This is a genomic window from Bifidobacterium leontopitheci (assembly GCF_009193355.1).
GTDB classification, from domain to species: domain Bacteria; phylum Actinomycetota; class Actinomycetes; order Actinomycetales; family Bifidobacteriaceae; genus Bifidobacterium; species Bifidobacterium leontopitheci.
Genome location: NZ_WBVT01000018.1, coordinates 13,556 through 36,416 on the forward strand (window position 1 = coordinate 13,556; position 22,861 = coordinate 36,416).

Genomic DNA, 22,861 nt, shown 5'->3' on the forward strand with positions numbered 1-22,861 from the left:
ACACAAGCAGTACCCACACAGAACCACACAGAAAGGAACCACGCGAAACCATGGCATGCACCACCATTCTGGTCGGCAAGGACGCCAGCTACGACGGCTCGACCATCATCGCCCGTAACGAGGATTCGGCGAACGGCGAGTTCAACCCCAAGCGCTTCATCGTCGTCAAGCCTGAGGAGCAGCCGCGCGAATACAAGTCGGTCATCGCGCACCTGACCATCGACCTGCCGGACAACCCGCTGCAGTACACGGCCGTGCCGAACGCCGACCTCAAGGAAGGCATCTGGGGCGAGGCCGGCGTCAATGAGGCGAACGTGGCGATGAGCGCCACCGAGACGCTCACCACCAACGAGCGCGTGCTCGGCGCCGACCCGTTCGTCGAATACCGTCCGGCGGTCGGCAAGGAAGGCGAGGACGGCTACGCGCCGGCCGTGCCCGGCGGCATCGGCGAGGAGGACTTCCTCACCATCGTGCTGCCGTACATCACCACCGCGCGCGAGGGCGTGCAGCGTCTCGGCGATTTGCTCGAGGAATACGGCACGTACGAGATGAACGGCGTCGCGTTCTCCGACGCGAACGAGATCTGGTGGCTGGAGACCGTCGGCGGCCACCACTGGATCGCCAAGCGCGTGCCGGACGAGGCGTACGTGACCATGCCCAACCAGCTCGGCATCGACGAGTTCGACCTTGACGACGCGCTCGGCGACCAGGAGAACCACATGTGCTCCGAGGACCTCGCCGAGTTCATCGAGACCAACCATCTCGACCTCGCCGTCGAATCCACCACGCCGTTCAACCCGCGTGACGCCTTCGGCTCTCACTCCGATGCCGACCACGTGTACAACACGCCGCGCGCATGGGTCATGCAGCGTTTCCTCAACCCGTACGACGAGGTGTGGGACGGCCCGGACGCCGACCACCGTCCCGAGTCGAACGACATCCCGTGGGCCCGTCAGCCCGAGCGCAAGGTCACGATCGAGGACGTCAAGTACGTGCTCAGCTCGCACTTCCAGGGCACCCCGTACGACCCGTATGGCCACCTCGGCGACGAGCACACCCGCCACATGTACCGTCCGATCGGCATCAACCGCCAGAGCCAGCTGGCCGTCATGCAGATCCGTCCGTACCGCCCGCAGGCGAGCCGCGCGCTCCAGTGGATGGCGTACGGCTCCAACCCGTTCAACACGCTCGTGCCGTTCTACCCGAACGTCGACACCACGCCGAAGTACCTGGAGGACACGACCACGCGCGTGACCACCGAGAACTTCTACTGGGCGAACCGCGTGATCGCTGCGCTGTGCGACTCCGACTTCGCGGGCACGTCCAACGCGATCGAACGCTACCAGGAGAAGACCGGCGCGATGGGCCACCGCATGATCATCGCCGCTGACGAGCAGGTCGCACGTCTGGGCCTGACCGACGGCGAGGAGCAGGCCGAGGTGGCCGCCGAAGCCGAGTTCGAGGCGGACAACGCCGACGGCGACGTGCAGCCGATGGAGCCGGCTGAGATCATCGAGGCGACCCGCAACGCGGAGGTGCGCGGCATCCTCGCCGCCGCCAACCAGACCATGGCTGACCAGCTCAAGGCCGAGACCGACAAGCTGCTCGACACCGTGCTGTACACGGTCAGCATGAAGATGAAGAACGGGTTCAACCGTTCGGACAACTGATTCGGGCGGCCGGCGCGGTCGTATCTGCGGCCGGCCGTGACCACACAACGAAAGGATTTCGCTGTATATGACTTCCATTGAGGACTTCACCAGCCAGTACGGGCTGGTCAGGAAGATCGACGCCTTCGGCTACCTCGACTACCTGCGCGAGCATCCCGAAGCGCCCCGCAAGCACGGCAAGATCGTGCTCGTCACCGCCGACACGCCGCTCAAGGCGAGCCGCGGCGAAGGCAAGACCACGACGACCATCGCGCTCATCGACGCGCTGCGCGCCCGCGGCATCGACGCGACCGCCGTGCTGCGCCAGCCGAGCATGGGCATCACCGCGGCCGGCTCGAAGGGCGGCGCGTCCGGCGGCGGCAAGGCGTCGCTGACCCACCCCGAGCTCATCGACTGGGGCCTGTGCGGCGAGATGGCCGCCATCGCCGCCGCGCAGAACCTGCTCGTCTCGTTCGCCGAGAAGGCCGTGGACGAGGGTCGCCTCGACACGATTCTCGTGCCGCGCGTGAGCGAGGTCCCGTCGCGTTCGCTGCGTTCCATCACCGTGGACGCCGGCAAGAACAACGTGGCCGAGAAGGTCGTGCTCACGCCGACTTCCGAGCTCATGCAGATCGTGGTGCTCTCGCGCTCCATGGACGAGCTGGGCGAGCGCGTGGCCGCGATGATCGCCGGTACGAAGGATGGCCAGCCGGTCAAGTTCGGCGAGTTCATCGACCTGTGGCGCATCACCAACATGCTGGCGGACGCGGTCAAGCCGGCGCTCACCGAGACGGTGAACGGCTCGCCCGTGTACGTGCACGGCGGTCCGTTCGCCAACGTGTCCATCGGCATCCCGACGCTCGTGTCGGTCGAAATGGCGTGCGCGCTGCACGATGTGGTCGTCGTCGAAGCTGGTTATGGCACCGACGCGGGCGCGCAGAAGTGGCTGGACATCGCCTGCCGCGAGTACGGTGCGCAGTGGCCGAGCGCGGCCGTGGTCGTGACGCGCGCCTCCACGTGGCGCGACGACCCGGAGCTCGCCTGGCGCTACCCGTTCCACGTGGACCGTCTCGAGAAGCTCGACATCCCGGCGTTCCCGCTGATCAACCTGTGGGAGGGCGAGGACGACCAGATCACCGCGCTGCGCGACACCGCCGCGAAGCTGGAGTTCCGCGACCCGATCATCGGCAACCTGTACCGTGACGGCGGCGAAGGTTTCGGCGACCAGCTGGACGCGTTCGTCTCCGTGCTCGAGCGTGCGTCGATGCCGTCCGCGCGCGACAGCCACAAGGGCATGCCGCTCATCGAGAACGTGAAGTGGGTGGCCGAGAACGCCTACGGTGTGCCGGCCGACCGTGTGAAGTTCAAGGACGGCTTCCTTGACTCGCTTGCCGCGGCCACCGACCTGTGCAAGGAGGCGGGCATCTCGCTCGACGACCTCGCGCTGGTCGCCGTCAAGTCGCCGGCCACGATGACCGACAACGACCGCGCCCCCGAAGCCGAGCGCACCGTGACCCTGAAGAAGGTCGAAGTGCACGCCGGCGCCGGTCTGGTGCACGTCAACCTCACCACCTCGCTCACCACCCCCATGCCCAAGATCGTGTGATCGGGCGCTCGGGCTGAGCGATACGGTAAGCCCCGGGGCGGTTCTCCGCGAACCGCCCCGGGGCTTGTTTGTTGTGTTGTCGTTTTGTGTTGTTTGCCGTCGCTTCTGTCACAGCGCTGCTTCTGTCACAGCGGGTACCCACCCGCTGTGACAACACAGCTCACCCGGATGAACGACGCAAGCAGACAACACGTCACAGCGGGTACCCACCCGCTGTGACAGAAGGGGCTCAGAAGTTGCCGCCGTTCCAGCCCCAGTCGGTGGTGGCGGTGTAGCGGATGTAGGTGCGGTCTTTGGGGATGCCGAGCTCGCGGTCGAGTGCGGCCATGATCTGCTCGGTGAGCTTCTCCCAGGCGGAGCCGGGGACGGAGCGGCCGAACACGTTGACCTCCACGTAGGCGGCCGGCTGGTCGTTGGAGCCGGCGAAGTAGATCGGCATGTCATCCTCGAACGGGCACATGAGCCAGCCCTCGGACTTGCCGGGGACCGCGGTGATCGCCTTGCCGTAGGCGGTCTTGAGGGCCTCGCGCTGCTCGGGCGTGGTCTTGACGGAGACGTGGGTGTGAATGACGGGCATGGTTTCCTCCTTGTATAGGGTCTTGCTTCCATAGTAGCCGCGGGAGGTCGCGCCGGTCGACGGCCGTCATCGGCCGGTCGGCGGCCGCCGTCGGCGCGACACGCCCGGATTGGTTGCACGCTCGAACGATAGGTTTTGGCGAATCGGCCATATCGTGCGGTTTGCGAAAACCGTATCGTTCGAGCGTGCACGCGTCCTCGGCGTGTCGCGGTTGCCGGTGCCGCCCGGCCGCCCGTCAACGTCGCCGTGTTAAATATGCAACCGTGAGGAAACTTATCGAACAGCTTATGAAATTCGGCATCGTGGGCGTGATCGCGTTCATTATCGACTGGGGCATCCTGAACCTGTTGGTCGGCGTGTTTCACATGCACAACGTGCTCGCGGCGACGATCTCCTTCATCATCTCGCTGGTCTTCAACTATCTGGCGAGCATGAAGTTCGTGTTCAAACACCGCGACGACATGGCCCGTTGGATGGAGGTGCTCATCTTCGTGGGCGCGGCCGTGGTCGGTCTGTTCATGAACGACCTCATCATCTGGATCTCCACGTACGGCATGAACCGCGACGCCTACGTTTCGCAGCACGCCGCCTACCTGCTACGCACGAACATCGGCAAGCTGGTCGCCACGTTCGTGGTCATGGTATGGAACTTCGTCATCCGCAAGTGGCTGCTCGACGATACGCACACGAACGCGATGAACCGTCTGCGCTCGGCAGACAACCGCCTGACCGCCGAGCAGCTGGAAGCCAAGTGGGAGCGCAGCTTCTCGCACCGGCTCGGCGTCTGGTCGCTGGAGCACACGCCCAAAGGCTGGAAGAAGTAACGACCGACCGTACCCGGAGCGGGGTCTTCGGGTACGTTTCGTTGGGGAAAACACGACCGACCGTACCCCTGGATTGTCTACGAGTACGGTCGGTCGAGTTATATGTGACGAAACGTACTCTAACGGCGGCTACGGGTACGTTTGGTTGGAGAACAATGACGAAACGTACTCTAACGGGGGTGTTTGAGTACGGTCCGTCAAATAATATCGACGAAACGTACTCGAAAGGGTGCGTACGAGTACGGTCCGTCAAGAAAAAAAAGACCGACCGTACTCAAGCGGGTGTCTACGAGTACGTTCGGTTGGGACAATATGACGGAACGTACTCAAACAGGCACGTACGAGTACGTTCGGTCAGGAAATGATGACGAAACGTACTCTAACGGCGGCTGCGAGTACGTTCGGTTGGTGCAATATGACGGAACGTACCCGACCGGCCGCAGCCGTCCGCCCGGCTCACACGGTGACTTCGGTGAGGGTCGGCTGTTCGGTGGAGCCTTTGATCTGGCGGAAGCCGACGAGCGCGATGACGAGCGAGCCGACCGCCAGGACCGTGGCCATGAGGAAGCCGCCGTGCGACCCCATATGATCGATGAACACGCCGGCGATCGCCGAACCGGCTGAGGCTCCGATAGAGTTCATCGCACCCATCCACGAGACGCCTTCGGTGAAGCGCGTCGGCGGCACGAGATGCAGCATCAGCTGGTTGCCGTTGATCCACGTGGGCGCCTGGCACACGCCGATCAGCAGGTAGATGATCATGATGACCCACAGGTGGCGCGCGAACATGAACGTGCCCACGCCCAGGTTCACCACTGCCAGGCACACGTAGAACCGCTTCCACAGCGGAATCGTCCAGTTCTTCGCGCCGTAGACGATCGCGCCGCACAGCGAGCTGAACGAGAAGCATGCGAACACGAATCCGGTGTACTGCTTCATGCCGGTCTCCGTGGCGAACGCGATGATCGAGATGTTCGACGCCGACTGGAATGCGCCCAACGAGAACCAGGTCACGCACACGGCGAGCATGCCCGGCCCCCAGATCGACTCCTTCTTGCCGGCGCGCGCGTCGGCGACCGCCTTGTCGACCGCCGCCTGCACGTCCGCGGCCGACGCTCCCGCCGCCTCGGCCGCACGCCGCGCACGGTCGGCGGCGTCGCGTTCCATGAGCCGCTGCGCCTTCGCCGCCTCCCGCTCACGGTACTCGCGCCTGGTCAGCCCGGCCTCGCGCGCCAGCTGCGTCTGCGACTTCGGCTCGGTCGTCAGCTCGGTGAGGAACATGAGCGCGCCGACGACGACGCACACGCCGGTGAACGAGAACGCCAGCAGTCCCGAGATCACCGCCAGCGTGGAGGCGAGCGGATTGCCGATGATCCACATGCACTCGTCGAACACGCCGGACAGGCTCAGCGCGCGGTCGGTGCGTTCGCGGTCGCCCTTGAGTAGCGTGGTCCAGCGGGCGCGGCTCATCGCGCCCCACGGCGGGATCGCGGCGAGCAGCGGCGTCAGACAGTAGAGCACCCATTCGGGCGCGCGGTTCGTGATGCAGGTGACCAGCGCGATCGCGGCGACGATCCACACGATGATCGTCGGGATCGAGACCTGCCGTTGGCCGAACTTGTCGGTCAGCTTGCCGAGCAGCGGCGAGGCGACGGCCAGCGCGATCGCCTGGATGGCGGTGAGGATGCCTGCGAGCGTGTAGTTGCCGTAATAGTGCTGCACGGAGATGGTGATGGTCATGCCGACCATCGGGAACGGCATGCAGGCAATCACCGAGCCGATCGAGAACCGCGCGGTGTGCGGCATGCGCAGCAGTTCCGCGTAGCCGCCGAACACGCGGTGCCCGACTTGTTTGAATCCATCCACTACCGTGTGGGACTTGGCGTGGGGGTTGGCATTCGACATGACAGCATCAGCTCCTTTCCGCTCCCGATTGGATGTCCCCCGACGGCCAGGTCGTGCCGGCGGAGCCCTCATCGTATTGATGTGTCCTGTTGGTCGCGCAAAGGGTGCCGTGCCGCCGAAACGGGCCGGAACTTCGCGTTACGGAAAACTCTAATCGCATCCCCGGTACACGACACGCGGGGTGATGGCGGTTCCGTCCGCGCCGGTTTCAGTTCCGTCCGCACGCCGGGGCCACAGTTTCGTCCGTCTGCCGCGCCGCAGTTCCGCCCGTCGCCCGTCGCCCGCCGCACGTCGCCACGCGCCCGTCACAGCGTGCACCCACCCGCTGTGACGTCAGACGCGAGATTGCTAGAATATCAGCGGTATACCAACGATTTGACGGCGCCGCCACGCGTCCGTCACAGCGTGCACCTACCCGCTGTGACAGGGGAGCGGCGGCGACGGAAGGAAGACAGACGACGATGACGACCACCACGACCACCACCATCCACTTCGTCCGCCACGGCAAGGTCGAAAACCCCGGACACCTGCTGTACGAACGTCTGCCGGGCTTCCACCTGTCCGAGCGCGGCCGCCGCATGGCCGAGGCGACGGCCCGGTACATCGCCGCCGACCCACAGCTCAGCCGCGTCGCCGCCGTCTATTCGTCGCCGCTGGAACGCACGCGCGAAACCGCCGGCGCCATCCTCGACGCGCTCAACAAGACCCGCGCCGACCGCGGCGAGCGTCCGCTGGAACTCATCACCGACCCGCGCGTCATCGAGGCGGGCAACGAGTTCCGCGGCCTGCGCATCGGCCACGGCGAGGGCGCGCTGTGGCGCAACGGCAACTGGCGGCTCGTGGCGAACCTGTGGAAGCCGAGCTGGGGCGAGTCGTACCGGCACATCGCGCAGCGCGTCGGCGAGTTCGCGGACGAGAAGGTGCGCGAGTATGCGGGCCGCCAGATCATCGTCGTCAGCCACGAGTCACCGATCTGGAGCTACCGGCACCTGCTGGAAACCGGCCATCCCGAGCACTGGATGTTCCTGCGGCGCACGGCGCTCGCGTCCGTCACGTCGATCACGTACGACAGCGACACCGGCAAGGTGATGCGCATCACATATGCCGATCCGGCGGCCAAAGTCGAGTGAGTGCGGCCCCGCGCGGCCGTACAATACAGTGAGATGAACGTTCGGATATCGGCGAAGGAGCGATATGGGATTTCAGTTGGATGCGACGGACGTCGCGCATGTCTCGATGGATGCGGCGGTGCGGGAGGCGGCCGGCGTGGGCGCGCGGCTCATCGCATTGTGGCCGCTGACCGACGCGCAGCAGATGGACAACGATACGAAATACGCCGAGAACCTGCAGGTGCGGCTCACGCGCATGGCCGCGCGGATGCTGACCGGCGAGGATGTGACCGTGCCCGACGCGGAGTTCGTGTACGAGGGCGCGGACGAGATCCCCGGCCGACCGCAGTCGATCGTGGACGCGCTGCTGACCGCCAACGACGCGTACGACGAGATGTCCGGCTATGCGGACGACGGCGACACGAAGCACATCATGGCCGGCGCGGGGATGCTCGGCGTGGACTGGGACGAGTCGACCGTGCACGCGGTCGCCGAAGCGTTGGAAGTGGTCGAGACGGTCGTGCGAGGGGGAGCGGCGGACGACGTCGACGGTGACGCTGCCGGTGATGGCGCGGCGAGCGGCGATGGCGGCGATGGAGATGTCGCGGCGGCTGCGGCGGCTGCGGCGGACGCGCCGGTCGCCGGGGCGACGGCGGCGGCCGACGTGGAGAGCGTCGCCCAGCGGCTGGCGACCGTCATCGTCACGGTCGACTGCCTGTTGCGGCTGATCGACCTGCGCAAGCCGTTCCGCGCGGTGCCGGTGATCCTGTATGCGAACGAACTGTGCGAGCGGCTGGCGATTCCGCGGCTGTGCTTCGAGCAGCCGGAACTTGCGCAGCTGCTCACCGCGCGGTCGGTCGTCGTAGACGAGGGCGCGGAGACGGCCGCCACCGTGGAGGCGTTCGCGGCCGGCGCGGCCAAGGAGTGGCAGCGGCATCACGACGATGTGCTGTGGGATCCGGACGAGGCGAAGCGTCTCGCCAAAGAGGAGGACGAGCGGCGCAACAAGGAGGCGCTCGCCGCCAAGTTCGCCCACATCAAGGACGACCCGTCCAAGGAGACCGTGGAACTGTAACACTCGCCGCAGCCGCGCCGGTACGTTTTGTCGAACAAACAACAACGGACCGTACTCGTAGAGGGGCTACGAGTACGGTCCGTCGTGTGGATAGGCCGGTGCTGTGGTTGTGCACAGGGTTGTGCGAGAGACGCGAGCCGACAGTGACCCGTCCGCTTCCTCCGGTCTCTCGGTGGAGGGTACTGCCCGGCTCGCTTGAACGTCAGCCCGGCCCCTCGGCCCCCTCGGTGGAGGGGGCTGTCGCGGACGAAGGCCGTGACTGGGGGAGCGTCACCACGCCGGCCCGCTCACTGCGCCTATCGTCGCCGCGGACTCAGCGTCCGGCGGCGCTCACTGCTGCGGATGGTAGCTGCCGAGCACGGTGGCGTCCATGTCGTCATCGGAGGCTGCTGCAGTCTGACCGGCCGTAGCCTGACCGGCCGCCGGAGCCGCCGGAACGCCGCCGTTCGGGAACGTGGGCGCGGCTGCCGGCTGCGTACCGGCCGGTGCTACAGGGACCGTACCGGGTGCCGGCACGCCTGCGGCCGGCGCGACCGGAATGTTCTGCCCGTATGCGGGAGCCGGTGCGGGCGCGGTCGGCTGCCAAGCGGATGGTGCAGCCGGGGCAGTAGCCGACGCGTTCGAATGATAGCTGCCGAGCACGGTCGCGCCGTCCTCGTCATTCTCGTCGGACGCTGCGGGCGCGGCCGGGAACTGAGCTGCCGGCGTCGGAACCGGCTGCTGGGCTGGCGCTGCGGGCGTGGCGGAGAACGTCGACGAACCGAACTGCGCGGCACTGGCAGTCGGGTTGGCTCCGGCGCCGAACGCCGGCAGATGATCGTACTGCTCGCCGGCCGGATTGGTGCCCAGCAGCATGAACACAAGGTTCGCGATGCCGCCGCCGACGATCATCAGCTCGCCGATGACGGCCATGGCCTTATAGCTGTCCATGTTCAGCAGCAGGGACGCGGCGTCCGTGTAGGATCCTGACGACATCTTGGACACCATGAGGAAGAGCAGGATGTAGTAGATGAGGTTGCCGAGCACCAGGATGCCGTACGGAATCGAAGCCACGATCGTCGACTTGTTGGAGTCGTGGCCGCGGCGCACGGTGATGCCGTAGTTCAGCACCAGCGTGGCGATTCCCCAGACCAGCAACAGAAGGGCGAAGACCGGCGCGATGTTCGCCAGCACCACAAGCACGACGCTGACGAGGGCCATGAACAGCCACCACCACCAGTATTCGCTGCGGGAGGCGCGGCCTGTGAACACGAACAGCTTCTTGAACCCGCGCTGGATGGCGCCGACGAACGTCGCGCCGTACCACGGCTGGTCGAGCGGCGGCTCGGGGGAACCTGCGGCCGAAGGCGTGTTGCCGAACGGGGTCTGCGCGTACTGCGGCGCGGGTGCCGGCTGCTGCTGGTACTGGCCGTACGCGGGGGCGCTGTACTGCGGCTGCGACGGCTGGCCATAGGCTGGCTGCGCGTACTGCGGCTGCGGCGTCTCATAGGCCGACTGGCCGTAGGACTGCTGTGCCGGCTCGGGAGTGGCGGGCGACGGTGCTGTTGGCGACGGTGCTGTGGGCACGCCGGAATCCTGTCCTGGATTCGTCGGGAACGGGTTGGAATCTGTCATTGGTAATCCCCTTGACTCATCAGGTTGCCCCGGCGGGAGTGCCGTCGGGACGTATGCCGTTCTCATTGTTCCACACTTGATGGCAACGCACATGACATGTCCACATATGTCGTGCCGCGCGCCGCCTGTGCGTCGTGCGGCGTGCCGTGCGTTGCTCGCCTCTCATGGATTCAGTCGCGTCACTCTGCTCGCCCTTGCACAGTGACGTACCGACGGAAACCCTTATGTTGCAAGGCCTTGCCAGAACGCGTCACTGTGCAAGGGTGAGCAGAGTGACGGGGTGCCGCTTGCGATGGGCGTGCGGTGAGGGGTGCCGCGCGACATGCGCCTTGACTTCAGTTGCTGCCGGCGGTGTCGTCGTCGGTGTCGTCGCCGATCAGCCAGCGTTCCGCAAGGCTGATGACCGTCAGCAGCAGCGCCGTGCACGCGACGACCATGATCGTCGCCGAGAAGATCAGCGGCGTGCGAAACGAGTTGAACGCGGCCTGCAGCCAGATGCCCAGGCCGTTCATCGCACCCAGATACTCGGCCGTCACCGCGGTGCCGAACACGTACGCCGCCGAGATTCGCAGGCCGCCGAACACCTGACGCGCCGCCACGCGCAGCTTGACATGCCACAGCGTCCACGCACGGGTCGCCCCGCAGGTGAGCGCCACGTCCTCGTAGAACCGCGGCACCGCAAGCAGACCGCGGCAGGTCTGCACGGCCACCGGGAACACACCGAACACGGCGACGATCACGATCTTGCCGGTCGTTTCGAAACCGAACCAGATCATGAACAGCGGCGCGATCGTGATCAGCGGAATGGTCTGCGCGGCCGCCAGCAGCGGATAGATGCCGCGGTACAGCGTCTTCGAGACGTACAGGCCGATGCCGATGAGCACGCCGGCCACCGCGGCGATCAGGAATCCGGTGACCGCCTCGTACGCGGTGATGGTCGTGGCCGCCCACAGGTCGGGCCACGTCTTGACCATCGAGACGACGATCTGGCTGGGCGAGGCGAGCACCCGCTGGGAGATGTGTCCGGCGTCGACCGTCGCCTCCCATATCGCAAGCAGGCCACCGACCGTGACCAGCGGCGGCAGCACGCGGGCGAGCCAGCCGTCGCCGCGTTGCCCGTTGCGTCGGTCGTCGGTGGCCGGCACTCTGCCGCGTGCATCCCCGTCGCGCGCGACCCCGCCGCCGGAACGTGTGAACAAACCCATGAGCCTTCCCCCTATCGAACTGTCTCAACTGCCAGTCGACCATGCCCGTGCCGGAAGCGCACGACGGCAGGCCGCGCGGCCCGCACCTCACCCGACATCACGCCGGATCGGACAGGTAGCGCGCGTTCGCACGCCACGCGGGACACCGGTCCGGCAACCGTGACGTGTGCGGCGGCGACGCGTGCACGCGCACTCGCCGCACACGCCGCACGCGAAACGGCCGGACCGCGGAGCGCCGGCCGCCGCGCCGCGCCGACGTTCCCGCCGACGCGGCTACCGCCGCCGGACTCCGCCGCCCGGCCGCATCCTGCCAGGTCAGCAGGCCGCAATCAGCCCACGTACTCGTTCGTCGCGAGGTCCTTGGCCTGCGGGGCCTCGGCCGGGTCGTTGCCGTCCGCGTCCTTGTAGGTGCCGGCCTTGTACTGGAAGTCGAGGTACGGCTGCGCGTCGTCGAAGTTCACGGTGCCGGGCAGCGTCTTCGGGTCGTCGGTGGTCCAGTAATCGTTCTTGGCGATCTCCTCCATCGAGGTGCGGGTCAGCTTGGAGTCCAGCTGCGCCTCCTTCGCCTGCTCGACGAGCAGGTCGGCGGCCTTGTCCGGGTTGGCGAGCGCGTAGTCGTAGCCCTTCTTGGTGGCGGCGAGGAACTTCTTGAGCGCGGCCGCGTTCTTGGAGTCCTTCAGCCAGGAGGCCTTCACGGCGAAGCCGAGCTGGTCGGGGTTGCCGGGCACGCCCCAGTCGGAGGCGACGAAGCAGTTGAGCTTCGGTCCGTTCAGCTCGCTTTCCACGCCCTCCCAGGTCACGTAGAAGCCGCCGAAGTCGCCCTTGCCGCTGGTGAGCGTCTCGAACGTGTTCGTGCCGGCGGTGGCGGTCTTGATCTCGCCGGTGCCGCCCGCGTACTTGATCATCTGGCGCACGACGGCGGTCTGCTCGGCCGAGCCGAAGCTGACGAACGTCTTGCCGGACAGGTCCTTCGGCGTCTTGATGTCGGTGCGGGAGGCGAGCGCGCACCAGCGGGCCACCGGCTTCTGCGTCAGGTCGAACACGAACTTGAGGTCGGAGCCCTGCGAGTTGAACGCGGCCACGTTGCTCAGCGTGGTGAAGCCGACGTTCGCGACGCCGTTCTCCACGCTGGTCTCGGCGCCGGCCTGCGCGGTCGGCAGGATCTTCACGTCCACGCCGGAGTCTTTGTAGTAGCCGAGCTTCTGGGCCACGTACAGGCCGATGTGGTTCGTGTTCGGCGTCCAGTCGAGCATGAACTTGATGGTGGGCGCCGCGCCGTCGCCCGAGCCGGTGTTGCTCGAGGCGCCGCACGCGCTCATCGCCAGCGCGAGGGCAGCGGCTCCCAGCGCCGCTGCGATCTTCTTGATTCCGTTCTTCATCTCTTCACCTTGCCTTCTGTGAAAGACGGCCCGGCGGCGCGTCGGCGGGAAGGTGAGGAGCCCGCGCGCGACACAGGGCCGCGGCGTGCGTCCGGTGGGCGTGCGCGTGTGCGCATGCGTCTGCCGGAGTCGCCGTTGCCATGGGTTGTGTTGATTGATCTTGTCGATCATGCTGACGCGGCTGCTGCCACCAACCGCGCGGTCACCATCATTATAGAAGGGCGGCTGGGCATGGGGTTGGGTTGGCTGGGTTGGGTGGATAGGGCGGCTGAGCATGGCCGGAGGGTCTGGCTGCCTCTTGCCGCCGCCCGACCGTTCACGATTTGCGCGGCTCTGCAAATCGTGAACGGAGGCGATGTGCACATGAACATGCGATTGCGCATGATATGGCCGATTGCCGGCGGCGGTGATGTGCGGTTCTGTGCGTTTGGCGTTCACGATTTGCAGGACGACGCAAATCGTGAACGGTTGGCACCGGCCGAGCGCGACCGCCGTCAGACTCTCCCCGCCCTTTATGTAACCGGTGACACGCCGAGGCTGCCGTGCGCGCTCACAAGACTTGTGTTCCGCGTTTGGTTACGATAACATATATCGATATAAGCAACGGCTGCGGTGACGGAGCCGCAGAAAACAACGCAGTGTCTAAGCAACGCAGCGCCAGACACCCAAAGGAGCCCATCATGAACAACGACCAGAGCAAGAACAGCGATCCGCAGACCCGTGAGGACGATTCGCAGGATTGGAGCCTGCTGTTCTCCGGCCTCGCCGCCTGACCGGAACAGGCTCTCCCCGGCCGCGCTTCACGTCCCGTTGGCGCGGCACAATAGGGGACTATGACCGAAGCTGAAAAGAAAGACACCAAACCCGAACTGCCTAAGGACGTGCGCGTGCGGTTCTGCCCGTCCCCGACCGGCACCCCGCATGTCGGCATGGTCCGCACCGCCCTGTTCAACTGGGCCGAGGCGCGCGCCACCGGCGGCAAGCTGATCTTCCGCATCGAAGACACCGACGCGGCCCGTGATTCCGAGGAGAGCTACAACCAGATCCTCGAGGCCCTGCGCTGGCTCGGCATCGACTGGGACGAGGGCATCGACGTCGGCGGCCCGCACGGCCCGTACCGTCAGTCCGAGCGCACCGCCATCTACAAGGACGTCGCCGCCAAGCTGCTCGAAGCCGGCTACGCCTACGAGTCCTACTCCACGCCCGAAGAGATCGAGGCGCGCAACATCGCGGCCGGCCGCCCGAAGGAGTTCGGCTACGACGGCTACGACCGCAACCTCACCGAAGAGCAGAAGGCCGCCTTCCGCGCCGAGGGCCGCAAGCCGGCGCTGCGCATCCGCATGCCCGACGAGGACATCGCCTTCGACGACCTCATCCGCGGCACCATCGAGTTCAAGGCCGGCTCCGTGCCGGACTACGTGATCGTCCGCCCGAACGGCGACCCGCTGTACACGCTCACCAACCCCGTCGACGACGCCATGATGGACATCAACGTCGTGCTGCGCGGCGAGGACCTGCTGAGCTCCACCCCGCGCCAGATCGTCCTCTACCGTTACCTCGAGGAGCTGGGCATCGCCAAGCAGACCCCGCTGTTCGGCCACATGCCGTACGTGATGGGCCAGGGCAACAAGAAGCTCTCCAAGCGCGACCCCGAGTCCAACCTGTTCAACCACCGCGACGCCGGCTTCATCCGCGAGGGCCTGCTCAACTACCTCGCGCTGCTCGGCTGGTCCATCGCCCCCGACCGCGACGTGTTCTCCATGGACGAGATGATCGCCAAGTTCGACGTGCGCGACGTCAAGGCCAACCCGGCCCGCTTCGACCTCGACAAGGCCATCTCCATCAACGCCGAGCACGTGCGCATGCTCGAGCCGCAGGACTTCCTCAACCGTTCCGTGCCGTACCTGCACCGCGACGGCGTGGTCTCCGCCGACAACTGGGACGCGCTCACCGACCGCGAGAAGACGATCCTGACCGCGGCCGCCCCGCTCGTCCAGACGCGCGTGCGCCTGCTCGGCGAGGTCGCCGGCATGGTCGGCTCCCTGCTGTCGACCGACGAGTACATCGAGCCTGACGATGGCGCGAAGAAGCAGCTCAAGGATTCCGCCGCCGCCGTGCTCGACCTGGCGATCGCCGCGCTCGAAGGCGTCTCCGAGGCCGACTGGAAGACCGACACCCTGCATGAGACGCTCAACAAGGCGCTCGTGGAGGATGGCGGCTACAAGCCGCGTCTGGCGTTCGGCCCGGTGCGTGTGGCCATGTCCGGCCGCCGCGTCTCGCCGCCGCTGTTCGAGTCCATGGAGATCGTCGGCAAGCCGCTCACCCTGGCCCGTCTCAAGGGGCTGCGCGAGCATCTGTGAGGCGGCGTTGCCGTCTGGCTTGGCCGGTTTGGCTGACTTGACTGACTGATGAGGGGGGCGTTCCGCCGTTGTATGGCGGGCGTCCCCTTTGCATTGCCGTGGGATGTCGCAGGGGGCTTCGATATGTGCGTTGTTGAATCGTTTTTTTGGACTTGTCAAGCGATGGGTCACTATGTGACACGCCGTAGTTGACGTGAGGGTGCATTTCCCGTATATTCTGTATCTGTTGCGCGGTTCGCCGGGCAGCCAGTGAAAACTGAAGAACGCCCCCATCGTCTAGCGGTCTAGGACTACGCCCTCTCACGGCGCCAACACCGGTTCAAATCCGGTTGGGGGTACAAACAACACGAGGCCTCGGCATGATTGCCGGGGCCTCGTTGCGTTGTACCGCCCGCGGCTTGTTCATCGCGGACGTCACGTCGCCTCGGCCCCTTGGCGGAGGTGACTGGCAACAGCCTGCGCGGCAGCAGAGCTCCCGCCACCCTTGGCCCCCTCGGTGGAGGGGGCTGGCTCGGCGAATGCCGAGACTGGGGGAGCGTCACCCCTGGCAGAACGCTTCCTCGCAGCATGCTGCACGCCCTGCAGAATGTCGCAAACCGTTGGAAATCCTTGCGACACGCCGTAAGTTGCATATGGGACGCCATGCGCGTATATTAATCACCTGTTGCGCGGTTCGCCGCGCGGCCAGTGAAAACTGAAGAACGCCCCCATCGTCTAGCGGTCTAGGACTACGCCCTCTCACGGCGCCAACACCGGTTCAAATCCGGTTGGGGGTACGAAGGTGTTATAATCGGCAACGGTTACAGCATCTAGCCAATTGGGATGTGGTGTAATTGGCAACACAGCTGATTCTGGTTCAGCCATTCTTGGTTCGAGTCCAGGCATCCCAGCGAATGAAGCTCTCGTGGAAACACGAGAGCTTTTTTGTTTTCCGCTTCGTGTCACTGCTTCGTGGCATGATCCCGCCGACACGCCGCCTACGTCCTGTCCCAAACAACCGACCGTACTCGGAATGGACACTACGAGTACGTTCCGTCAATTATTTCCAACGAACCGTACTCGTGGAGCCGCTACGGGTACGTTTCGTCGTGAAAATCCAACGGAACGTACTCGTGAAGGGTGGTTCGGGTACGGTCGGTTGGGGAAATTTGACGGAACGTACTCGGGGAGCTGCTATGGGTACGGTCGGTCAATTATTTTCAACGAAACGTACTTGGGGGAGGTGCTACGAGTACGGTTGGTTGGGGGAATATGACGGACCGTACTTGAAGGGATTGTACGAGTACGGTTCGTTGGGAAAATATGACGAAACGTACTCGAAAGAGCTGTACGAGTACGTTCTGTCGAGAAAAAACAACGGAACGTACTCGGGATGGGTGCTATGAGTACGGTCCGTTGATTATTGCTGACGGACCGTACTCGGGAAGGGTGTTACGAGTACGGTCGGTTGGATAATCTTGACGGAACGTACTCGGAGGAGGTGCTACGGGTACGTTCGGTTGTGGGTGGGGTGCTGTGGCCTGTGCGGTTCGTGCGAACGGCCGCTGTCCGTTGCGGTTTTTAGGCTGGAAGCATGGATATGAATACGATTATCGGCATTGTGGCCGTTGTGGTCATCGCCGTTCTGCTGGTGCTGTGGGGCATCTGGTCCGATCGCTCCCGCAAGCGCGCGCTGGAACGCGCCGAGCAGGAGGCCAAGCGCCGCGCCGACGAGAAGATCGCCGCGAAACGCAAGGCCGAAGCCGCGAAGTCCGCCTCCGGCAGCACGACGGCCGAAACAGCGGCCACGAGCGAGCGGCCGAAGGACGAGACAGGCGAGACCAAGCAGGCGAGTGCCGTGGCTGACGACAAGTCGGCTGACCGGACCCAGCCGAAGGCAGCCACTGAAACCGGCACCGCTGTCGAGACTGCCGCCGAACCCGAGACCGCACCGGCTGCGCCTGCAGCTGAGACTGAGCCGGTCGCTGAAACCGAATCAGCCGCTCTCGCCCCGGCCGCCCCGCAGTACGACGTCCCCGAAAAGCCGCTGTCGCGCATCCAGCGGCTCAAGGCGAAGCTCTCCAAGTCGTCGAACCCGTTCGGCAAGGCGCTGTTCGCCATCCTCACGCGCGACAACCTCACCGAAGCCGACTGGGAGGACGTCGAGGATACGCTGCTGCTCGCCGACGTCGGAGCCGAGGCGAGCGAACAGCTCGTCGACGACCTGCGCAAGGACGCCCGCATCACCGGCAAGGCCGATCCGGCCGAAGTGCGCGCGAGCCTCAAGGAGAAGCTGCTCGACCTGGTCGGCCGCGACACGGACCGTCGTCTCAACGTCGACAAGCCGGGCGCGAACAAGCCGTCCGTCATCATCATGGTCGGCGTGAACGGCACCGGCAAGACCACCACGGCCGGCAAGCTCGCCCGCCTGTTCGTCGCCGACGGCAAGAAGGTCGTCATGGGGGCGGCCGACACGTTCCGCGCCGCCGCCGCCGACCAGCTCGAAACGTGGGGCGCGCGCGTCAACGTGCCCGTCGTGCGCAGCGACAAGGACGGCGCCGACCCGGCGTCCGTCGCGTTCGAGGCGAGCAAGACCGCCAAGGAGGCCGACGCGGACGTGCTCATCATCGACACCGCGGGCCGCCTGCAGAACAAGGCGAACCTGATGGACGAGCTCGGCAAGATCCGCCGCGTCACCGAAAAGAACCTGCCGGTGGACGAGGTGCTGCTCGTGCTCGACGCGACCACCGGCCAGAACGGCATGACCCAGGCGAAGGTGTTCGCCGAGGCGATCGGCATCACCGGCGTCGTGCTGAGCAAGCTCGACGGTTCCGCGAAGGGCGGCATCGTGATCTCCGTGCAGAAGGAGCTCGGCGTGCCCGTCAAGCTCGTGGGCCTGGGCGAAGGCCCCGACGACCTCGCTCCGTTCGACCCGGAAGGCTTCGTCGACGGCATCCTCGCCTGACGCACGTCGCCTACCTGACGTGCGTCGCCTACCGGACGTGCGTCAGGCGGCCTGACGCGACGCGGACGTTACCGCACGTTACCGCACGTGCGTCGCCTGCCGCACCCCCGCCAACCTCATCCCAGCCGGCTGTTCACAACGTGGACGGCCGGCTTTCTCATGCCGCCGGCCGCTCATCCCCGCCGCACAGGCCCGTCACCCGCGCACTGCCGCCGAAAACCCGCATCCGGCTGCAGTCCGCATGTTCCAGCCGTTACACGGGCGTAACCTGACGTAACTTGTTGAAAACCCGTCCGGCGTTGCATATCGTTGTGTTGATTCCCGTCCGGCACGTCCGCGAAACCGGTCCGGCAGTCCGCCGCCGCAACCGCGAACGTGGACGGGAACGTGAGATGACATGAGAACAATGAGAGAGGGAGGAACACGATGAATTCCGGCAATACCGCATGGATGCTCACATCCGCCGCGTTGGTTTTCCTCATGACGCCCGGCGTGGCGTTCTTCTACGGCGGCATGGTGCGCGCGAAGGCCGTGCTGAACATGCTGATGCTGTCCGCCGCCGCACTGGCGGTCACCGCGGTCGTGTGGACGCTGTGGGGCTGGTCGATCGCCTACGCCGGCAAGAGCGTCGGCGGCATCTTCGGCGACCCGGTCACCGGCTTCCTGCTGCGTGACACGATGGTCTTCGACGACCAGACCGGCCACTACACGGCCGCAGGACTCGCCGCGAACGGCAGCAAGTACCCGAACAGCGTGGACGTGGCGTTCCAGGCCACGTTCGCGATGATCACCGTCGCGCTCATCTGCGGCGCCATCGCCGAACGCGTCAAGTACAGCACGTGGATGATCTTCGTGGCCCTGTGGATCACGTTCGTCTACGCGCCGATGGCCCACATGGTGTGGAACAACGGCCTGCTCAGCGGCAAGGGCGCGATCTCCGCGGCCCTCGGCGCCCCCGTGCACGACTTCGCGGGCGGCACGGTCGTCCATATCAACGCGGCCATGGCCGCGCTCGTCATCGTGCTCATCATCGGCAAGCGCAAGGGCTTCGGCACGCAGCCGATCCGCCCGCACAACGTGCCGTTCGTCATGCTGGGCGCGTTCCTCCTGTGGTTCGGCTGGTTCGGCTTCAACTCCGGCTCCGCGTTCGCCGCGGACGGCACCGCCGGCTACGCGTGGGTGAGCACCACCGCCTCCGCCGCGGCCGCCATGCTCGCCTGGGGGTTCACCGAGAAGGTGCGCACCGGCCACTACACGGCCATCGGCGCGGCGTCGGGCATCGTCGCCGGCCTGGTCGCCATCACGCCGGCAGCCGACGTGGTCTCGCCCCTGTGGGCCATGGTGATCGGCGCGATCGCCGGCATCGTGTGCTGCCTCGCCTGCGGACTCAAGTTCCGTCTCGGCTACGACGATTCGCTTGACGTGGTCGGCGTGCACGGCGTCGGCGGCCTGATCGGCACCGTGCTCATCGGCTTCTTCGCGCAGGGCACCGGTCTGCTGGCCGGCGGCGACTGGCGTCAGCTGGCCGTGCAGGTGGTCGTGGCCCTGTGCGCGATCCTGTATTCCGGCGTGGTCACCGCCATCATCGCGTTCGCGCTCGAGAAGACCGTCGGCTGGCGCGTCACCGAAGCGCAGGAGGTCGGCGGCATCGACCTCGCCGACCAGGGCGAACGCGCCTACGATTTCGCTGGCACTGCCAGCTCTGTTCTGAAGGAGTTGAGGTAGAGATGAAGCTCATCACCGCCATCATTCAGCCGCACAAGCTCGATGACGTCAAGGAGGCGCTCGCCGCCGCCGGCGTGCACGGTCTGACCGTATCCGAGGCGAACGGCCACGGCCGTCAGCGCGGCCACACCGAGGTGTACCGCGGCGCCGAGTACACGGTCGACCTGATCCCGAAGATCCGCGTCGAGGTGCTGTCGGACGACGCCGACGCCGAGACGCTGGTCAACGTGATCGTCAAGTCGGCCGGCTCCGGCACCATCGGCGACGGCAAGGTCTGGGTCGCGCCGCTCGACTCCGTGACCCGCGTGCGTACCGGCGAGACCGGTTCCGCCGCGATCTGACAGGACTCCTGCGGGGCGCGTGGCCGGTTCCGGCCGCGCCCGCGCCTGCCGCAGGTCACCGATAAGACAGTCCCCGCACGTCGCCGTTTCGCCGGCGTGCGGGGATTTTTCATACGTTTGGGGGATATCCATGACTTCGGCGGTCGACCATCTCAAACAGCGGTTCATGGCGATGAGCCAGCCCGACGATGACGGCGTGTACCGTGACGGCCCAGCCAAACGCAAGGCGCGCACCGAACTGGCGATGGACTGTCTGCGACAACTGTGGACGGACGCCTGCGCGGCCGTGTCGTTCGACGTGCCGGCGACGGGCATCGGCTTCGGCGCGGTCGGCTCGCTCGCCCGCGGCCAGGTCGGTCCCAGCTCGGACCTCGACCTGGTGGTCATCTACGAGCCGCACACCGTCAACGACAGGCAGCTCAACGAGCTGGCGAACAAACTATGGTATCCGCTGTGGGATTCCGGACTCGACCTCGACCAGTCGGTGCGCACGCGGGCCCAGTGCGAGGCCGTGACCGACGCCGACCTGCCGGCCGCGATGGGCTGGCTCGACGTGAAGCCGATCGCCGGCGACACCAAGCTGATCGCCGCCACCGCAACGTCGATTCTGGAACGTTGGCGCAAGGCCGCACGCAAACGGCTGCCGGAGCTGCTCGAGTCGGCCACCAAACGGCTCAACGAGTTCGGCCGGCTCGCGTACCTCAACCAGCCGGACATCAAGGAGGCGCGCGGCGGACTGCGCGACGCGGTGCTCGTCTCGGCGCTCGCCGCCTCATGGCTGGCCGACCGTCCGCACGGGCGGTACGACGACGCGCTCGAGGCGCTGCTCGACGTGCGCGACTGCATTCATCTGGCCGCCGGCAAGGACACGAACCGGCTGCTCGCGCCGTATCAGGCGAAGGTCGCGGCGATGCAGGGTCTGGTCGACCCGACGCTGCCGGACGGGAGCGGCGCGGGTGGTGACGGTTCGGCTGACGGTGGTTCGGCTGACGGTGCTGCGGCGGTGGCCGGCGGCGAGCGTGCGGCGCGGTCCATCGAGGACCTGCAGACCAGGCTCGCGCGCATCGGCCGGCAGATCGCGTTCGCGCTCGACTCCACCGCCTCACGCGCCGAGCATTCGCTCACGCACGAGCATCCGCGGTTCTCGTTCTTCCAGATGCTTTCGCCGCGCGGCGGCGGCCGTCGTGAGGCGCCGAAGTTCGACGTCATCGCGCCCGGCGTCGCCAAACACGAGCAGGAGATCGTGCTCGCGCCGGGCGTCGAGCCGTCCGGCGACGCGACGCTGCCGTTGCGCGTGGCCGTCGCCGCCGCCGAGTATGAACTGCCGATCAGTCCGATCACGTTGCAGAACCTGCGCCGCTGCCCGGTCCGCGACAACGTGTGGACCGCCGCGTCGCGCGAACTGTTCGTACGATTGCTGGCGTCCGGCCCTGCGCTGATGACCGTGTGGGAGGAACTGGATTTCGTCGACATCCCCGGCCGGTGGATGCCTGAATGGCTGGGCATCCGCAACCGGCCGAGCGCGTCGGCCGCGCACCGGTACACCATCGACCGGCACAGCGTCGAGGTCGTATCCCGGCTCGCGCACGTATCGGCGGCGAGCGGCGAACGGTACGATGACCGGCACTACACGGCGCTGCTGCTGGCAGGACTGCTGCACGACATCGGCAAACGGCCGTTCGTGACCGACCATGCGGCCGAAGGCGCGCGGCATGCCGTCGCCATGCTGCGGCGCATGGGCTTCGACGACGAGACCGTGCGCTGGGTGCGGCTGCTGGTACGGGAGCATCTGACCATGTCCGAATTCGCGACGGGACGCAACCCCAACGACCCCGCCACCGGCGACGAGCTGGCGCGGCGCTTGGGCCGCGACCCGCTGCTGCTCGACATGCTGTTCGACCTGACGCGCGCCGACGGTTCCTCGCTCGGCGCCACCGCCAACGAGGAGATCACCAAACGCTACGGCTGGAGCCACTGGCGCGAAAGTCTCGTCCGCGCGGTCTACAACGCCGCCCGCTACCACATGTGAGAGGTGCGGCGTCGATGCGGTTCGCTCCCGCTTCCCATATCGCTCCCGCTGGCGGGAGCTGTCTCGCGCAGCGAGACTGAGGGTGGTCCCGTGTGGTGTTCGGCCAGGTCACGCTCCCGCTGGCGGGAGTCGGCGATGGTCTGCCGTCTCGGGGCCGTGCAACCGCTTCCCATATCGCTCCCGCTGGCGGGAGCTGTCTCGCGCAGCGAGACTGAGGGTGGTCCCGGTGACGCGAAAGCCGTCCATCCATCTTTCGTCGTCCCCCTCCCGTTGGCGACGCACCTCAACCAAGCCGTGACGGAGCGTCATCACTGCTCTGACAGCTCTTCAGCGCAAGGATTTACGGAAAACGGTGGCGTCGTCCGTAAATCCTTGCGCTACGGAATTGTCAGCGCAAGAAATTACGGATGCCAGCCGTGACGTGGCGCGGAATCAGGGTCCTGACCATGACGCACGGCCGGTTTTCGGCCGAAAACTGGTACTATATATATCCATTGTTTTGCCGCACAGGGATGTGCC

The 22,861-nt window shown here is 66.2% G+C and carries 16 protein-coding genes and 3 tRNA genes; 14 read left to right on the forward strand and 5 right to left on the reverse strand.

All coding sequences use genetic code 11. The features are described 5' to 3' along the window. Nucleotides 1-50 precede the first annotated feature (50 nt). Both F7D09_RS06565 and F7D09_RS06570 read left to right on the forward strand, forming a co-directional pair. Nucleotides 51-1,670, forward strand: coding sequence for a C69 family dipeptidase (locus tag F7D09_RS06565; protein ID WP_152234612.1), 1,620 nt, complete (start codon nucleotides 51-53; stop codon nucleotides 1,668-1,670). Nucleotides 1,671-1,737: 67 nt separating this feature from the next. After that, nucleotides 1,738-3,255: a formate--tetrahydrofolate ligase gene (locus F7D09_RS06570; protein WP_152234613.1), complete on the forward strand. Its 1,518-nt coding sequence runs from the start codon at nucleotides 1,738-1,740 to the stop codon at nucleotides 3,253-3,255. A gap of 229 nt (nucleotides 3,256-3,484) precedes the next feature. Here the strand turns inward: F7D09_RS06570 and F7D09_RS06575 are convergent, their stop codons facing one another. Continuing rightward, nucleotides 3,485-3,832, reverse strand: a complete 348-nt coding sequence (locus F7D09_RS06575; protein WP_152234614.1) for a phenylpyruvate tautomerase MIF-related protein — start codon at nucleotides 3,830-3,832, stop codon at nucleotides 3,485-3,487. A gap of 287 nt (nucleotides 3,833-4,119) precedes the next feature. Here F7D09_RS06575 and F7D09_RS06580 point away from each other — a divergent pair, with 287 nt between their 5' ends. Next, nucleotides 4,120-4,656, forward strand: coding sequence for a GtrA family protein (locus F7D09_RS06580; protein ID WP_152234615.1), 537 nt, complete (start codon nucleotides 4,120-4,122; stop codon nucleotides 4,654-4,656). Nucleotides 4,657-5,112: 456 nt separating this feature from the next. Here the strand turns inward: F7D09_RS06580 and F7D09_RS06585 are convergent, their stop codons facing one another. Further along, the gene (locus F7D09_RS06585; protein ID WP_152234616.1) at nucleotides 5,113-6,561 is read right to left on the reverse strand and encodes an MFS transporter; all 1,449 of its coding nucleotides are present in this window, start codon (nucleotides 6,559-6,561) and stop codon (nucleotides 5,113-5,115) included. 461 nt (nucleotides 6,562-7,022) lie between these two features. Between F7D09_RS06585 and F7D09_RS06590 the strand changes: the two genes are divergently transcribed. Both F7D09_RS06590 and F7D09_RS06595 read left to right on the forward strand, forming a co-directional pair. Then, complete coding sequence (locus F7D09_RS06590; RefSeq protein ID WP_152234617.1) at nucleotides 7,023-7,691, forward strand: histidine phosphatase family protein; 669 nt, start codon at nucleotides 7,023-7,025, stop codon at nucleotides 7,689-7,691. Nucleotides 7,692-7,755: 64 nt separating this feature from the next. Then, a complete protein-coding gene (locus F7D09_RS06595; protein WP_152234618.1) occupies nucleotides 7,756-8,745 on the forward strand; it encodes a hypothetical protein in 990 nt (329 codons plus the stop codon). A 330-nt stretch (nucleotides 8,746-9,075) separates the two neighbouring features. Here F7D09_RS06595 and F7D09_RS06600 read toward each other — a convergent pair whose 3' ends face one another. From F7D09_RS06600 to F7D09_RS06610, 3 genes are all read right to left on the reverse strand, one after another. Next, nucleotides 9,076-10,359 (reverse strand): DUF805 domain-containing protein, encoded by a 1,284-nt coding sequence (locus tag F7D09_RS06600; protein ID WP_193312368.1) that lies wholly within the window; start codon nucleotides 10,357-10,359, stop codon nucleotides 9,076-9,078. Between the two features lie 335 nt (nucleotides 10,360-10,694). Beyond that, nucleotides 10,695-11,564 carry an ABC transporter permease gene (locus F7D09_RS06605; protein WP_226836036.1) on the reverse strand — a complete coding sequence of 290 codons (870 nt, stop codon included), beginning with the start codon at nucleotides 11,562-11,564 and terminating at the stop codon, nucleotides 10,695-10,697. A 329-nt stretch (nucleotides 11,565-11,893) separates the two neighbouring features. Beyond that, nucleotides 11,894-12,943 carry an ABC transporter substrate-binding protein gene (locus tag F7D09_RS06610; protein WP_152234620.1) on the reverse strand — a complete coding sequence of 350 codons (1,050 nt, stop codon included), beginning with the start codon at nucleotides 12,941-12,943 and terminating at the stop codon, nucleotides 11,894-11,896. Between the two features lie 150 nt (nucleotides 12,944-13,093). Between F7D09_RS06610 and F7D09_RS06615 the strand changes: the two genes are divergently transcribed. The 9 genes from F7D09_RS06615 (at nucleotide 13,094) to F7D09_RS06655 (ending at nucleotide 22,342) form a co-directional block, all read left to right on the forward strand. Further along, the gene (locus tag F7D09_RS06615) at nucleotides 13,094-13,528 is read left to right on the forward strand and encodes a hypothetical protein (protein ID WP_152234621.1); all 435 of its coding nucleotides are present in this window, start codon (nucleotides 13,094-13,096) and stop codon (nucleotides 13,526-13,528) included. A 248-nt stretch (nucleotides 13,529-13,776) separates the two neighbouring features. Further along, the gene (gene gltX / locus F7D09_RS06620; RefSeq protein ID WP_152234622.1) at nucleotides 13,777-15,303 is read left to right on the forward strand and encodes a glutamate--tRNA ligase; all 1,527 of its coding nucleotides are present in this window, start codon (nucleotides 13,777-13,779) and stop codon (nucleotides 15,301-15,303) included. 265 nt (nucleotides 15,304-15,568) lie between these two features. After that, nucleotides 15,569-15,641, forward strand: a tRNA-Glu gene (locus F7D09_RS06625). A gap of 365 nt (nucleotides 15,642-16,006) precedes the next feature. Further along, nucleotides 16,007-16,079: transfer RNA gene (locus tag F7D09_RS06630), tRNA-Glu, on the forward strand. A 42-nt stretch (nucleotides 16,080-16,121) separates the two neighbouring features. Beyond that, nucleotides 16,122-16,193 (forward strand) — tRNA-Gln (locus tag F7D09_RS06635). A 683-nt stretch (nucleotides 16,194-16,876) separates the two neighbouring features. After that, entirely contained in the window at nucleotides 16,877-18,247 is a 1,371-nt protein-coding gene (gene ftsY / locus F7D09_RS06640) for a signal recognition particle-docking protein FtsY (protein WP_152234623.1), read from the forward strand. A gap of 426 nt (nucleotides 18,248-18,673) precedes the next feature. After that, complete coding sequence (locus F7D09_RS06645; RefSeq protein WP_152234624.1) at nucleotides 18,674-19,972, forward strand: ammonium transporter; 1,299 nt, start codon at nucleotides 18,674-18,676, stop codon at nucleotides 19,970-19,972. 2 nt (nucleotides 19,973-19,974) lie between these two features. Then, nucleotides 19,975-20,313, forward strand: coding sequence for a P-II family nitrogen regulator (locus F7D09_RS06650; RefSeq protein ID WP_152234625.1), 339 nt, complete (start codon nucleotides 19,975-19,977; stop codon nucleotides 20,311-20,313). Between the two features lie 130 nt (nucleotides 20,314-20,443). After that, entirely contained in the window at nucleotides 20,444-22,342 is a 1,899-nt protein-coding gene (locus F7D09_RS06655; protein WP_152234626.1) for a [protein-PII] uridylyltransferase family protein, read from the forward strand. Nucleotides 22,343-22,861: the final 519 nt, after the last annotated feature.

Coding starts and splice junctions, on each gene's coding strand:
- F7D09_RS06565 (WP_152234612.1), top strand. CDS start 51: ATGGCATGCACCACCATTCTGGTCGGCAAGGACGCCAGCTACGACGGC.
- F7D09_RS06570 (WP_152234613.1), top strand. CDS start 1,738: ATGACTTCCATTGAGGACTTCACCAGCCAGTACGGGCTGGTCAGGAAG.
- F7D09_RS06575 (WP_152234614.1), bottom strand. CDS start 3,832: ATGCCCGTCATTCACACCCACGTCTCCGTCAAGACCACGCCCGAGCAG.
- F7D09_RS06580 (WP_152234615.1), top strand. CDS start 4,120: ATGAAATTCGGCATCGTGGGCGTGATCGCGTTCATTATCGACTGGGGC.
- F7D09_RS06585 (WP_152234616.1), bottom strand. CDS start 6,561: ATGTCGAATGCCAACCCCCACGCCAAGTCCCACACGGTAGTGGATGGA.
- F7D09_RS06590 (WP_152234617.1), top strand. CDS start 7,023: ATGACGACCACCACGACCACCACCATCCACTTCGTCCGCCACGGCAAG.
- F7D09_RS06595 (WP_152234618.1), top strand. CDS start 7,756: ATGGGATTTCAGTTGGATGCGACGGACGTCGCGCATGTCTCGATGGAT.
- F7D09_RS06600 (WP_193312368.1), bottom strand. CDS start 10,359: ATGACAGATTCCAACCCGTTCCCGACGAATCCAGGACAGGATTCCGGC.
- F7D09_RS06605 (WP_226836036.1), bottom strand. CDS start 11,564: ATGGGTTTGTTCACACGTTCCGGCGGCGGGGTCGCGCGCGACGGGGAT.
- F7D09_RS06610 (WP_152234620.1), bottom strand. CDS start 12,943: ATGAAGAACGGAATCAAGAAGATCGCAGCGGCGCTGGGAGCCGCTGCC.
- gltX (WP_152234622.1), top strand. CDS start 13,777: ATGACCGAAGCTGAAAAGAAAGACACCAAACCCGAACTGCCTAAGGAC.
- ftsY (WP_152234623.1), top strand. CDS start 16,877: ATGGATATGAATACGATTATCGGCATTGTGGCCGTTGTGGTCATCGCC.
- F7D09_RS06645 (WP_152234624.1), top strand. CDS start 18,674: ATGAATTCCGGCAATACCGCATGGATGCTCACATCCGCCGCGTTGGTT.
- F7D09_RS06650 (WP_152234625.1), top strand. CDS start 19,975: ATGAAGCTCATCACCGCCATCATTCAGCCGCACAAGCTCGATGACGTC.
- F7D09_RS06655 (WP_152234626.1), top strand. CDS start 20,444: ATGACTTCGGCGGTCGACCATCTCAAACAGCGGTTCATGGCGATGAGC.